General features: G+C 58.6%; 10 protein-coding genes. All 10 read left to right on the top strand.

Features of this window, described 5'->3' with window-relative positions; genetic code table 11:
- Window positions 1–140: 140 nt before the first annotated feature.
- The 10 genes from QP093_RS06970 to lpdA all read left to right on the top strand — a co-directional run bounded on the left by QP093_RS06970 (window position 141) and on the right by lpdA (window position 12,504).
- Window positions 141–1,658 (top strand): sugar ABC transporter ATP-binding protein, encoded by a 1,518-nt coding sequence (locus tag QP093_RS06970; protein WP_285015898.1) that lies wholly within the window; start codon window positions 141–143, stop codon window positions 1,656–1,658.
- On the top strand, window positions 1,655–2,677 hold the full coding sequence (locus QP093_RS06965) for an ABC transporter permease (protein WP_285015897.1): 1,023 nt from the start codon (window positions 1,655–1,657) through the stop codon (window positions 2,675–2,677). The genes QP093_RS06970 and QP093_RS06965 overlap by 4 nt, the downstream gene beginning before the upstream one ends.
- A gap of 76 nt (window positions 2,678–2,753) precedes the next feature.
- Entirely contained in the window at window positions 2,754–3,773 is a 1,020-nt protein-coding gene (locus QP093_RS06960; RefSeq protein WP_285015896.1) for an ABC transporter substrate-binding protein, read from the top strand.
- A 178-nt stretch (window positions 3,774–3,951) separates the two neighbouring features.
- On the top strand, window positions 3,952–5,718 hold the full coding sequence (locus tag QP093_RS06955) for an L-fucose isomerase (protein WP_058237467.1): 1,767 nt from the start codon (window positions 3,952–3,954) through the stop codon (window positions 5,716–5,718).
- A gap of 154 nt (window positions 5,719–5,872) precedes the next feature.
- A complete protein-coding gene (locus tag QP093_RS06950; protein WP_285015895.1) occupies window positions 5,873–7,279 on the top strand; it encodes a rhamnulokinase in 1,407 nt (468 codons plus the stop codon).
- On the top strand, window positions 7,254–8,294 hold the full coding sequence (locus tag QP093_RS06945) for a LacI family DNA-binding transcriptional regulator (RefSeq protein WP_285015894.1): 1,041 nt from the start codon (window positions 7,254–7,256) through the stop codon (window positions 8,292–8,294). The genes QP093_RS06950 and QP093_RS06945 overlap by 26 nt, the downstream gene beginning before the upstream one ends.
- Window positions 8,295–8,307: 13 nt before the next feature.
- Window positions 8,308–8,739 carry an RbsD/FucU family protein gene (locus QP093_RS06940; RefSeq protein ID WP_058237465.1) on the top strand — a complete coding sequence of 144 codons (432 nt, stop codon included), beginning with the start codon at window positions 8,308–8,310 and terminating at the stop codon, window positions 8,737–8,739.
- A gap of 275 nt (window positions 8,740–9,014) precedes the next feature.
- Window positions 9,015–9,767, top strand: a complete 753-nt coding sequence (locus QP093_RS06935; RefSeq protein WP_285015893.1) for a DeoR/GlpR family DNA-binding transcription regulator — start codon at window positions 9,015–9,017, stop codon at window positions 9,765–9,767.
- An 11-nt stretch (window positions 9,768–9,778) separates the two neighbouring features.
- Window positions 9,779–11,128: a dihydrolipoamide acetyltransferase family protein gene (locus QP093_RS06930; protein WP_285015892.1), complete on the top strand. Its 1,350-nt coding sequence runs from the start codon at window positions 9,779–9,781 to the stop codon at window positions 11,126–11,128.
- Between the two features lie 5 nt (window positions 11,129–11,133).
- Window positions 11,134–12,504 (top strand): dihydrolipoyl dehydrogenase, encoded by a 1,371-nt coding sequence (gene lpdA, locus QP093_RS06925; RefSeq protein WP_285015890.1) that lies wholly within the window; start codon window positions 11,134–11,136, stop codon window positions 12,502–12,504.
- Window positions 12,505–12,507: the final 3 nt, after the last annotated feature.

Genomic DNA, 12,507 nt, shown 5'->3' with positions numbered 1-12,507 from the left:
CACTTTATTTGTCGTTTTGCACGAACCAAGCTACACTGTCAAGCACGTTGTCGTACAAATGTGACACTGGAGTCGTTAGCGCTAACGGTCTAGGTCTTATTTGTCGCAGGCGTTATGTACCACGCACGAAGGGGTGAGACGTGACACATTTGCTCGACTTGAAAGGTATGTCGAAGACCTTTCCGGGCGTCAAAGCACTCTCGAATGTCAATTTGGATCTTCGAGCAGGAGAAGTGCTGGGGCTTTGCGGTGAAAACGGTGCCGGAAAGTCGACGCTGATGAAGGTCCTGACCGGTATTTATCAGCCTGATCCAGGCGGCGAGATTTGGATCAAGGGCGAAAAGGTCCACGTGACGGGCATCAACCACGCACGTGACCTTGGTCTGGCCATCATTCACCAGGAACTCAACATCGTTCCCGACCTGACGGTTGCCCAGAATCTGTACCTGGGGCGCCCAGGCTCCACTAAAGCCGGGATCGTCAATGACAAGAAACTGAACAAGGATGCTCAGGAGCTTTTCGATCATCTGAAGATGGATATCAACCCCAAGGCTTACTGTCGCGACCTGTCAGTGGCGCGCCTCCAGATGGTGGAAATCGCCCGAGCGCTGTCGTATAACGCAGACATTCTCATTATGGATGAGCCGACTGCGGCGTTGACGATCGAAGAAACGGACGCACTGTTTGACCTGATCCACGACTTCGTCACGCCGTCAACCGGTCTGATATACATCTCGCACCGTATGCCTGAAATCAAGCAGATTACGGACCGCGTGGTCGTTCTGCGCGACGGTGAATACGTCGGCACGGTGAACACGGATGAAGTGGAGATGCAGGAAATCATCTCCATGATGGTGGGACGCAAACTGAAGTCTGACGTCCGTCCCGCCACGAAGCCGCAGACAGACGAAACTGTTCTGGAAGTCAAGAACCTGTCCACGAAGAATCTCATCAAGAACGTGAGCTTCGACGTGAAGAAGGGTGAGATTTTCGGATTCGCCGGTCTGATGGGTGCAGGTCGCACCGAAGTGGCGCGATGCGTCTTCGGTGCTGATCCGCGCACCGAAGGTGACATTTACGTGCACGGCAAGAAGGTCAGGATTACGAACGCCAAAGACGGGGTGACGAACGGTATCGGCTACCTGTCCGAAGACCGTAAACGCTTCGGAATCCTGCTGGATGCTGACGTGAAAGCCAACGTCACGCTGGCCGACATGAAGGACTATGCGAAAGCGGGCTTTGTCGACGATCGCAAGATCCGCAAGACCGCACTCGACTATGTGGACAAATTGCGGATTCGCACCCCTTCAATCAATCAGACCCTGTTGAACCTGTCTGGTGGTAACCAGCAGAAAGTTGTTATTGCCAAGTGGTTGGTTCGAGACAGTGATGTCTTGATCTTCGATGAGCCAACACGCGGTATCGACGTGGGCGCAAAAGAAGAGATCTATCAACTGCTGGAAAACCTCGCGGCGCAAGGCAAGGCAATCGTTGTGATTTCATCGGAACTGCCCGAAGTACTGCGCCTGTCGAACCGCATCGCAGTGATGGCACAGGGCCGCATTATCGGCATCCTCGATAACAAGGAAGCCACCCAAGAAAAGATCATGGAACTGGCCACCGTTGGCCAAGAGCAAGCAATGGGAGTGGACGCGTGAGCACCGAGGTTGAAACGAAAGACCAAGCGTCAGAAAAGTCCAACAGCAAAGTCGTGACTTTCCTGAAGTCATCAATTCAGCAGCTTTTCGCATTCGCTGCACTGATCCTGATTTACATTTACTTCCTGTTCGCAGCCCCGAACTTCGCATCCATTGGCGTGTTCATGAACGTCCTGATGGCAGCTTCTGCAATCGGCGTCATGGCGCTGGGTGCAACGTTCATCATCGCCACCGGCGGCATCGACCTGTCAGTGGGCACCGGCATGACGCTGACAGCGGTGTCGGCAGGTCTGCTGATGGGCTCACCCGAATCCGGATACCTGGGGCTGCCCGTCGGTATCGGCTTGCTGCTCGTCCTGATGGTCGGCGCAGTGATCGGACTGGTCAACGGGTTTAACGTGGCGTTCCTGGGTATTCCTCCCTTCATCGCCACACTGGCCATGATGATGGCAGCCAACGGTCTGTCACTGATTCTGTCGGGTAAGAGCTCGATCAAGATCCCCTCGCCGTTCTACTACAACCTGTCGAACGGCAAACTGATCGGCTCCCTGCCCAACGCAGCGTTGATCTTCATTATCTTGACTGTCATCGCATCGATCCTGCTGACGCGCACGGTCCTGGGCCGCTACGCGCTGTCGATGGGATCGAACATCGAAGCCACACGCCTGTCAGGCGTGAACGTGCGCTTCTGGACCTTGATGGTGTACATCGCAGCCGGTATCTTCACGGCCATCGGCGGCATCCTGTACTCAGCACGATTCGGATTCGCACAACCTGCTGAAGGTCTCGGACTCGAGTTGCAGGCAATCGCAGCGGTCGTCATCGGCGGTACCTCACTTGCCGGTGGTCGCGCCACAATCATCGGTACGTTCATTGGTGCGCTGCTGATGAACACGCTGACGACAGGTCTGCAGATGATGGGTGTTGCAAAGGAATGGCAGCTTGTGGTGACCGGCCTGGTCATCCTGCTGGCAGTCTTTATCGATAACGTCCGCCGAGCCCGTGCTCAGGCAGTGTAAGCATTACTTGAATCGGACAACCGTCCAACCACCACAACGGCGAAGAAAGACCTTCGCCCGAAAGAAAGGAACAGCAATGCGCCCAATTGGACGTATCGTGAGCCTCATTGCCGCTGGGGCAATGGCATTGGGAATGACCGCTTGCTCATCAGGCGGCGGCGACACAAACGCCGCTTCCGGCGACGCCGGTGCAACACAGAGCGGTGAAAGCGCCGGCGGTGCTGCCAGCGGTGAAACCATCTACCTCGTCTCGAAAGGCTTCCAGCACCGCTTCTGGCAGGCAGTGAAGGAAGGCGCAATGCAGGCAGGTGAAGAATTCGGCTACAAGGTTGAATTCATCGGACCCGCCAACGAGCAAGCCATCACTGAGCAGCTCCAGCAGCTCCAGACCGCACTGGACACCAAGCCTGCTGCAATCGGATTTGCAGCACTGGATTCAGAAGCTGCCGCCCCGATCCTCGAGCAGATCAAGGCCGCCAACATTCCGGTGGTCGCATTCGACTCCGGCGTTGAGTCCGACATTCCGGTGACAACCGTTCAGACGGACAACAAGGCCGCTGCCGCTGAAGCCGCCAAGCACCTGGCGGAACTCGTGGGCCACAAGGGCAAGGTTGCTCTGGTCTGCCACGATGACACCTCCCAGACCGGTAAGGACCGCTGCGCCGGATACCAGGAATACATGGCTGAGAATGAACCTGACATCGAACTGCTCGATCCCCAGATCGGCGGCGAGGTCGGTGTGGCAGCTGACGTTGCCAAGAGCATTCTGACCGCCAACCCGGATGTTGTAGGTATTGGCGCAACGAACGAGGCATCAGCCATCGGCACGATGCAGGGTGTGACCGAATCCGGCAACGCCGGCAAGGTTCAGATGGTTGGTATCGACTCCGGTAAGGCACAGCTCGAATCCGTTCGCAGCGGCGTGCAGGCCGGCGCTGTGACTCAGGCTCCAGTCAAGATGGGATACGAAACTGTCAAGGCTGCAATTGCAGCCATCAAGGGTGAAGAACTGCCCAAGATCATTGACTCCGGTTTCGCCTGGTATGACAAGACCAATATGGACGATGCTGACATTAAGGCCAACCTCTACGAGTGATTTCACATCCCACCGGATAATAGCCCAGGTGGAGGGGGAGAACCCGTTGATCCCCCTCCACCACCTCCTGACCAACGGGACATAATAGTGACGTGACGCTTCGGCCGAACGTCACCGTCCTTACTGCCACGCAGGGGACCAACTAAGACAAACGAAACCAATGAAGGAATGAGGAAACATGGCTGAACACCCCAAGATCGGTATCCGACCAATTATCGATGGACGTCGCAGGGGAGTGCGTGAAAGCCTTGAAGATCAGACAATGGGCATGGCTCAGCGTCTGGCGAAGCTGTACACGGACGAACTGCACTACATCGATGGTGAACCTGTGGAATGCATCATCGCTGACACCACCATTGGTGGCGTTTCCGAAGCCATCGCATGCCAGAAGAAATTCGACACTGAAAACGTTGGTCTGACTGTCTCGGTGACCCCGTGCTGGTGCTACGGCACAGAAACCCTGCAGATGGACACCCGTACCCCGCACGCAATCTGGGGCTTCAACGGCACAGAGCGTCCAGGCGCCGTCTACCTTGCCGCTGCACTGGCAGGACACGCACAACTCGGCTTCCCGGCATTCGGCATCTACGGCAAGCAGGTCCAGGATGCTGACGACGAGACTATCCCCGATGACGTGCGCGGCCGTCTGCTCGACTTTGCGAAGGCAGGTCTGGCTGTCGCACAGATGCGCGGCGAAGCATACCTGTCGATGGGCTCGGTTGCCATGGGCATTGCCGGCTCAACGGTCAAGGACGAATTCTTCGGCCCCTACCTCGGCATGCGCAATGAGTACATCGATATGTCCGAGTTCTACCGCCGTATCAACGAGAAGATCTACGACGAAGAAGAGTACGAAAAGGCCCTGAAGTGGATGAAGGAAAACTTCACCATCGGAAAGGACTACAACCCGGAAAAGAACCAGCATCCCGAGCGCCATGAAGATTGGTGGGAAACCTGTGCCAAGATGGTGCTGATCGGCCACGACCTGATGAAGGGCAACCCCAAGCTGGCAGAAAAGGGATGGGCCGAAGAAGCCGGCGGCCATGGTGCAATCGCAGCCGGATTCCAGGGACAGCGTCAGTGGACAGACGGCATGCCCAACGGCGACGTCATGGAAACTGTCCTCAACACCAACTTTGACTGGAACGGCGCACGTCAGCCAGTCGGAGTTGTCGCAACCGAAAATGACTCCCTGAACGGTGCATCCATGCTGTTCGGATATCTGCTGACCAACACCCCGCAGATCTTCTCCGACGTGCGCACCTACTGGAGCCCGGAATCGGTCAAGCGAGTCACCGGCTATGAGCTGGAAGGACACGCAAAGGACGGCTTCCTGGATCTGCGCAACTCCGGCTCGACCACACTGGATGGTGCCGGCAAGGCCACCCGTGACGGCAAGCCTGTCATCAAGCCGTGGTGGGAAGTAACCGAAGAGGACCAGAAGGCAGCCCTTGAGGCAACAACCTTCCACCCCTCAGGGTACGAATACTTCCCCGGTGGTGGGTGGTCAACCCACTTCCGCACCAGCGGCGAAATGCCCGTGACGATGTGCCGTATCAACCTTGTCTACGGACAGGGCCCGGTTCTGCAGATCGCTGAAGGCTGGACCATTGATCTGCCCGACGAGGTCGCCACAACCATTGAGCAGCGCACCGACCCGGCATGGCCGACCACCTGGTTCGCACCGCGTCTGACCGGCGAGGGGGCCTTCGCCTCCGTCTACGACGTGATGAATAACTGGGGCGCCAACCACGGTGCAATCTCATACGGACACATTGGCGCTCAGCTCATCACGCTGGCCTCCATGCTCCGTATCCCGGTTAACATGCATAACGTGCCGGAAGATGATATCTTCCGTCCGCGCGCATGGACACTGTTCGGAACAGCCGACGTTGAAGGCGCGGACTACCGTGCCTGCAAGAACTTCGGACCGCTGTACCGCTGAGTCATCCGGCTCTCGCCGCTGACATCAGGATGCCCGATGGGTGGGGCGTCAAGGCGCCCCACCCATCACTGCACCCACTGGGCGAATGCACTGTCACCCTCGGACAATTACCACTGACATCACACTGAAAATACTGAGAAAAGAAGGGCGTTTCATGACCACTGCGCTAGCTGTCGATTTAGGGTCGTCGTCAGGCCGCGTTGTTGCAGGACGTTTGGAAGGTGACCATATTGAGATCCACGAGGTGCATCGGTTCTCACATGAAGCGATCCGACGTGACGGCTCACTGGTGTGGGACCTGGAGCATTTGTGGGATCAAACCGTTGAAGGTCTGCAGAAAGCCGTCCAGGAATATCCCGACGCACAATCCGTATCTGTGGATACCTGGGGCGTCGACTTCGTCGCGCTGGACAGCGACGATCATCCTGTTGGCCCACCACGCGCCTACCGCGATGAGCGCACCGCACGCACATTGGAACAATTCCGTCAACGCATTGATGATGAAGAATTCTTTCATCTGACAGGAATCGCTCCAGCCACCATCAACACCGCAAACCAGCTCGTTGCACTGACCTGCGAAGAACCGGAACTGGCTGAGCACATCGACACGATTCTGCTTCTGCCTGATTACTTCGCGTGGAAACTGTCCGGCGTCAAAGGCTGGTCTCGTTCTATCTGCTCCAGCTCAGGACTGTGCGAACCTGGTTCGCCACGCTGGTCAGACACGGTCTTTTCACGCCTTGGTCTTCCCCGTTCATGGGTTGATGATCTCAACGATGACCTCACCACAGTCGGCCCGTGCACGGTCGAAGGGCTCGAATCGCTCACGGTGGTGCGCGGCGGCGCACACGATACGGCATGTGCAGTCCACGGCCTGCCTGTCGAAGAAGGCGTCAAAGCGTACTTCCTGTCCTGCGGATCATGGTCCGTGCTCGGCGGCATGCTGGACCGCCCGCTGCTCACTGACGCAGCATTCAAACTGGGCCTGACCAATGAATCACGCAGTGACGGAGGAGTTCGTCCGCTGTTCAACATCACCGGCATGTGGATCCTGCAGGAACTCCAGCGTCAGTGGGAGCGCGAAGGAATGCCGACCGACACCGACGAATTGGTGGCCGCTGCGCGCACATGCGCCCCGTCCGCACATCTGTTTGACCCGGATGACCCCCGTTTTGCTGAACCCGGTGAAATGGTTGAAAAGATCGACACCGTGATCCGGGAAGCCGGCGGTGAGCCTCCCTCGACGAAGCCCGAGTACGTACGACTGGTCATTGAATCCTTTGCCCAGCGTTATGCGCGCGGCATTGACGAGCTGGCGCAGATCGCTGGAAGCAGGCCCGACCAACTCAACCTGGTAGGAGGCGGCGCGCGCAACCACCTTCTGTGTGATCTGACCGCGCAGGCCGCTCAGCTGCGCGTCGTGGCCGGCCCGATCGAAGCGTCGATCCTGGGCTCCCTCATCGCGCAACTGGAAACAATGGGGAACATCGCTTCAGGCGACAGGCCCGACATTATTGCAACGACAGCGAAGACCCGTGTCCACGAACCCTCTGCGCGTTAAGAACAGACCACCTGCGAAGAACAAGCGAATCTCGCTCGCAGACGTGGCGCGCCATGCCGGCGTGTCAGCCAACACGGTCTCGCGCGTGGTACGAGGCGACCCTGAAGTCGCAGATTCCACACGAGCGAAAATCACCGCGCTGCTCCACGAGATGGGGTACCGGCCGAACTATGCGGCCAGGGCTCTTGCCGGCAAGCGCACAGGTGTCATCCATGTGCTGATGGCGGCGCCGATGTTCCACGGGCACGGCCAGACGTTGCTGCATGTGCTCAACGCTGCCAGCGATGCCGGTCTGAGCGTGTCGATTTCGAGTGTCTACACGTCCAACGGACACGTCACCAGTGACGCGATCCCATTTCGAGTCGACGGAATCGTCATTCTGGGCGGTCAGGACCCCGTCATCGAAATGGCGATGAAGCTGGCTCGCACAACGCCGACGACGCTGCTGCTGTCATCGGAAACGAATATCGATGGCGTATCGACCGTCTCTGTCGATAACGTGCTGGGCTCACGAGTAGCCACCGACCACTTGTTGCGTGGAGGAGTCACTGACATCGTTCACCTGATGGGGCCGACAGGCTGGAACGACGCACATCAGCGGCGCAAGGGATTCGAAGAAGCGTGTGCGCAGTCCGACGCCTCTTTAAATGTCGAGATCATCGAATGTGGCTCGTGGAATGCTGTGGACGGATTCGATGCCACCTACAGCATGGGGCGCATCCCTCAGGGAATCGTCGCATCCAACGACCAGATCGCGCTGGGCGCCATGCGCGCCGTTCGCGAGCTCGGCGGAGAGCTCCCCCACGACACCCGCGTGGTCGGTTTTGACGATGAGACGGGCGCGCAGTGCTTCTCGCCGCCGCTCACAACTATTCGACAGCCCTTTGACCGGGTGGGCCGCACGGCGATTCGTCAGATCGTCGACCTCATTGCCGGACGCCCACCGCAGGACTTCATCATTCCCCCCGAACTGGTCATTCGGACCAGCTCCCAAATTGTCACTCACTACGAATGAAAGGACACCACTGATGCTGTACGGACCTATGACTCACCCCGCGTTCCTACGCGCACTTGCCGCAGCCGGACACGGCTCGAAGATCTTGCTGGCCGATGGTAACTACCCGCACACCACCGGCGTGAACGAGCGCTGCGAACTGATCTCCCTCAACCTTGCGCCCGGCTTGCTGGGCGTCAACGAGATCCTCGAAGTTCTCAAGCGCACGATCCCGATTGAAAAAGCGGAGATCATGGTGCCTGAGGATGATCAGGACACGATTGACATTCCGGCTCACGCCGACTACAAGGCAGCTTTGCCGGATGTGGAATTCGGTGAGATTCCGCGCTTCAAGTTCTACGACGCGGCTCGCAGCGAGGATGTCGGCATTATTGTGGCGACGGGCGATCAGCGCCTGTACGCGAACTTGCTGCTGACAATCGGCGTGCGCCAGCCTGGTGAGTAGCCGCTCCGTTACCCTCCGTTCACCGGATTTTCGTTTGAGTGACGATTGATCTGAGGTGAGTATCTGGGACTTTCGTCGCCCTCGTGAAGATTTTTCTTCAACGAGGGCGACTTAATTTTCTGCCTTCCGTTGATTTCCAGCCGTTATCTGACGGCTGGAAGGGCGTGATTCAGCGGAAAAGTGGCGGAGAAAAGTTCACATATTGACTGTTGCATACTTTCGATTGATTTACTAAAATTCATCATAGGTAAATCGAAACGTAAGGATGCGATGAGATGACGAGCGCGCAACACGAGCGTAACAGCTTCATTCTCGACCAACTGGCGGCCGAGGGTGAAGTCTCTGTGAGCGCTCTTGCCGTTGAACTCGATGTCTCTCCAGTTACCGTCCGATCCACACTCAAACAGCTCGAAGAAGACGGCTACCTGGTTAGGACACATGGAGGTGCGCGTCCGACCGCGTTCCGCAATATTCGACTGCGCCAGATGGATCGCGTCGACGAAAAAGAGCGCATCGTGCGTGCAGCGGCAGCGATGGTCAGGGACAACGACCGCATCATGATTGAAGCGGGCACGACCTGCGCGATGATCGTTCGGCACCTGGCCGGAAAACGCGGCGTGCAGATTGTCACCAACTCGGTGCTTGTTTTCGCCAACGCTCGCTCGAATCCACACCTCAACATCACGCTGACGGGTGGCCAGTTCCGCGCTGAATCAGAATCGCTGACCGGACCGCTGGCGGAACGCTCAATTAACTCGTTCAATGCACGCATCGCGTTCCTGGGGACAGACGGATTCACAGTCGAACGTGGTCTGACAACGCAGCTGGTTGAAGGCGGAGAAGTCGCCACCTTGATGAGGGCGCGTGCAGAAGAGACGTGGCTGCTGGCAGATTCGTCGAAATACGGAAAGAGCGGATTTGTCAGTTTCATGGGACTTGATGACGTCACGGGGATCATTACCGATGATGACCTCACGGCGGACTCGATGAAGGAATTGGAAGAACACACCCGCGTTCGCGCGGTGTAAGGGAGGAACACATGGCCACCATCGTGGTGATGCCCCAACTGGGTAACTCAGTGGAGTCCTGCTTGATCAACGAGTGGGAGGTCTCCGTTGGCGACACGGTCGCCGTTGACCAGGTGCTGTGCTCAATTGAGACGGACAAAGCAACAATGGACGTGCCCAGTACCGATGCCGGCACAGTCCTCAAACTTCTGTGGGAAGTCGGTGACGAAGTCCCCGTCAAGGATCCCTTGCTGATCCTGGGCGAGCCTGGCGAAGAGATCAGCGAGGATGTTCTCGCGCAGGCCGGTGTTTCCGGTGACTCCAACGAAGCCGCCAGTGCTCCCGAACAGGAAGCACCCGCTGAAGAAGAAAAGCCTGAGGCGCCCTCGTTCCAGACGGCAGCATCCGGCGGAGCGATTTCGCCTCGCGCCCGCGCACTGGCCGACAGTGAAGGACTGGACCCGTCGGCAGTGTCCGAAGGTTCCGGCCCCCACGGACGCGTGCTCGAACGCGATGTAAAGGCCTATCTTGCCGAGAACCCTGCCACCAACGCGGCTCGCGCCCAGGGCGCAACCGGGACTGGAACCGGACTGGGTGGACGTGTCACGACCGCCGACCTGGCTTCCCCGGCAGCCGACGAGGCAGCCGCCGCGCCATTGATCAGTGCCAACGCCGACTTCCCTGGCCCCTCCGAAGCGGCACCGTTGAAGGGCATCCGCAAGGTTGTCGCCACGCGCATGATGGAGTCCCTGGCCGAAACCGCTCAGCTGTCCTACACGGTCAGCGCGAAGGCCGACAAGCTCATGGCCATGCGCAAACGTTTCAAGCAGGCCGACGAATCACTGGGCGTCAATGCCATTACGATCGGTGACCTGGTCGGATACGCAGTCGTCAAGACGATCGCGAAGTACCCGGCATTCAACGCGCATCTGGCTGACGGCACCTACACGAAGTTCCAGAACATTCACCTCGGCGTGGCCGTCGATACTCCGCGCGGCCTGCTGGTCCCGGTGATCCGCGGAGCCAACGCCATGAACCTGAAGGAATTCTCCGCTGCCTCCAAGCAGGTGGCTGGTGATTCGATTGACGGCACTATCAGCCCCGACCTGCTCAACGGCGGCACCTTCACCGTGACGAATCTGGGATCGTTCGGCGTGGAGACCTTCACACCGATCATCAACCGTCCGCAGGTCGCGATCCTGGGCGTGGCAGCTGTGACGCCGCGGGCCGCCCTCGACAATGACGGAAATGTTGTGGTGGAAAAGAGGATCGGCTTCTCGCTGACCGCTGACCACCAGGTGATTGATGGTGCTGACGCAGCGCGATTCCTGCGCGACCTGGTCAACGCCATCGAAAACATCGACCTGACAGTATTGGGATGAGCGTCATGACAGAGACAAAATTCGACGTCATCGTACTGGGCGGAGGCCCGGGCGGATATCTTGCAGCCGAACGCCTCGGCAACGGCGGCAAGAAAGTCCTGCTGATCGAGGAGAAAGATCTCGGCGGCACATGCCTGACGGTGGGATGTATCCCCACCAAGACCCTGCTGAACTCCGCGAAGCACTACGTGCACGCGAGTGAGGCCGGCGCCTACGGCGTGGGGATCGAGGGTGCCTCCTATGACTGGGAAGCGATGCAAAAGTGGAAGGGCCAGGTCGTCAAAGGTCTGGTCGGAGGCGTGGGAGCCAGCGTCAAGAAAGCCGGCTGCACCGTCGTGTACGGGCGTGGCTACTTCGAAGGCCCCGGCAAGGTACGCGTGGATGACACGCACTACACCGCTGAACACGTCATCATCGCGACCGGTTCAGTTCCTGCGATGCCGCCCATCCCGGGCAGCGCCGACAACGAAAAGGTCGTGGATTCCACCGGACTGTTATCTATCTCCGACGTGCCGAAACGACTGGCCGTCATCGGTGGCGGTGTCATCGGCGTGGAGTTCGCCTCGTTGTTCTCCAGCCTGGGCAGTGAAGTGACCGTCGTCGAAATGATGGACGAGATCCTGCCCTTCATGGATGACGACATGGCAGCTCAGCTGCGCAAGGCGATGCCCGCCATCACCTTCAACCTCGGCTGCAAGGTGGAGGCGGTCGAAGGGCCGAACGTCGTCTTCTCCAAGGATGGCCAGAAGCACACGGTGGAGGCCGACCTGGTTCTCATGGCGGTGGGTCGTCGCCCAGCCACGCGCGGCTGGGGAGCTGAAGAATCCGGACTTGACATCGGGCGCCGAGGCATAACGGTTGATGACCGCCTGCGCACGAACCTTCCCAACGTGTGGGCCATCGGTGATGTGACGGGTCGTTCCCTGCTGGCGCACGCTGCATACCGCATGGGCGAGGTCGTGGCGGCGAACATCCTAGATGACCAGGCCTACAAGCGTGGACAGGTGATGCGCTGGAACACGATCCCATGGGCTGTGTATTGCCTGCCGGAAGCAGCCGGTGTGGGACTGACCGAATCGAAGGCCAAGGCTGAGGGACGCGCCATTAAGGTCGGGTCCGTGCCTGGCCAGATGTCCGGCCGGTTCATCGCTGAGAACGGCTTCAAAGCACCCGGCAGCGCCAAAGTGATTGTGGATGCTGAGACGAACCACGTCCTCGGCATTCACGTGTTGGGCACATACGCATCCGAGATGATCTGGGGCGCATGCGCCGTCCTCGAAACCGAACTGACACTGGACGATCTGCGTCAGCTTGTCGTCCCGCACCCGACAGTATCTGAACTCATCCGCGAAGCTGCCTGGGCTGTCAAAGCCTGAGCG

The sequence above is a fragment of the Pauljensenia sp. UMB10120 genome (genome assembly GCF_030212035.1).
Taxonomy (GTDB): domain Bacteria; phylum Actinomycetota; class Actinomycetes; order Actinomycetales; family Actinomycetaceae; genus Pauljensenia; species Pauljensenia radingae_A.
Note: the sequence above shows the minus strand (reverse complement) of the source record. Positions and strands in the feature narration are given on the sequence as shown.

What these genes read in the sequence shown, in the direction of transcription:
- QP093_RS06960 (WP_285015896.1), top strand. Translation starts at nt 2,754, where the DNA reads ATGCGCCCAATTGGACGTATCGTGAGCCTCATTGCCGCTGGGGCAATG.
- QP093_RS06955 (WP_058237467.1), top strand. Translation starts at nt 3,952, where the DNA reads ATGGCTGAACACCCCAAGATCGGTATCCGACCAATTATCGATGGACGT.
- QP093_RS06950 (WP_285015895.1), top strand. Translation starts at nt 5,873, where the DNA reads ATGACCACTGCGCTAGCTGTCGATTTAGGGTCGTCGTCAGGCCGCGTT.
- QP093_RS06940 (WP_058237465.1), top strand. Translation starts at nt 8,308, where the DNA reads ATGCTGTACGGACCTATGACTCACCCCGCGTTCCTACGCGCACTTGCC.
- QP093_RS06935 (WP_285015893.1), top strand. Translation starts at nt 9,015, where the DNA reads ATGACGAGCGCGCAACACGAGCGTAACAGCTTCATTCTCGACCAACTG.
- QP093_RS06930 (WP_285015892.1), top strand. Translation starts at nt 9,779, where the DNA reads ATGGCCACCATCGTGGTGATGCCCCAACTGGGTAACTCAGTGGAGTCC.
- lpdA (WP_285015890.1), top strand. Translation starts at nt 11,134, where the DNA reads ATGACAGAGACAAAATTCGACGTCATCGTACTGGGCGGAGGCCCGGGC.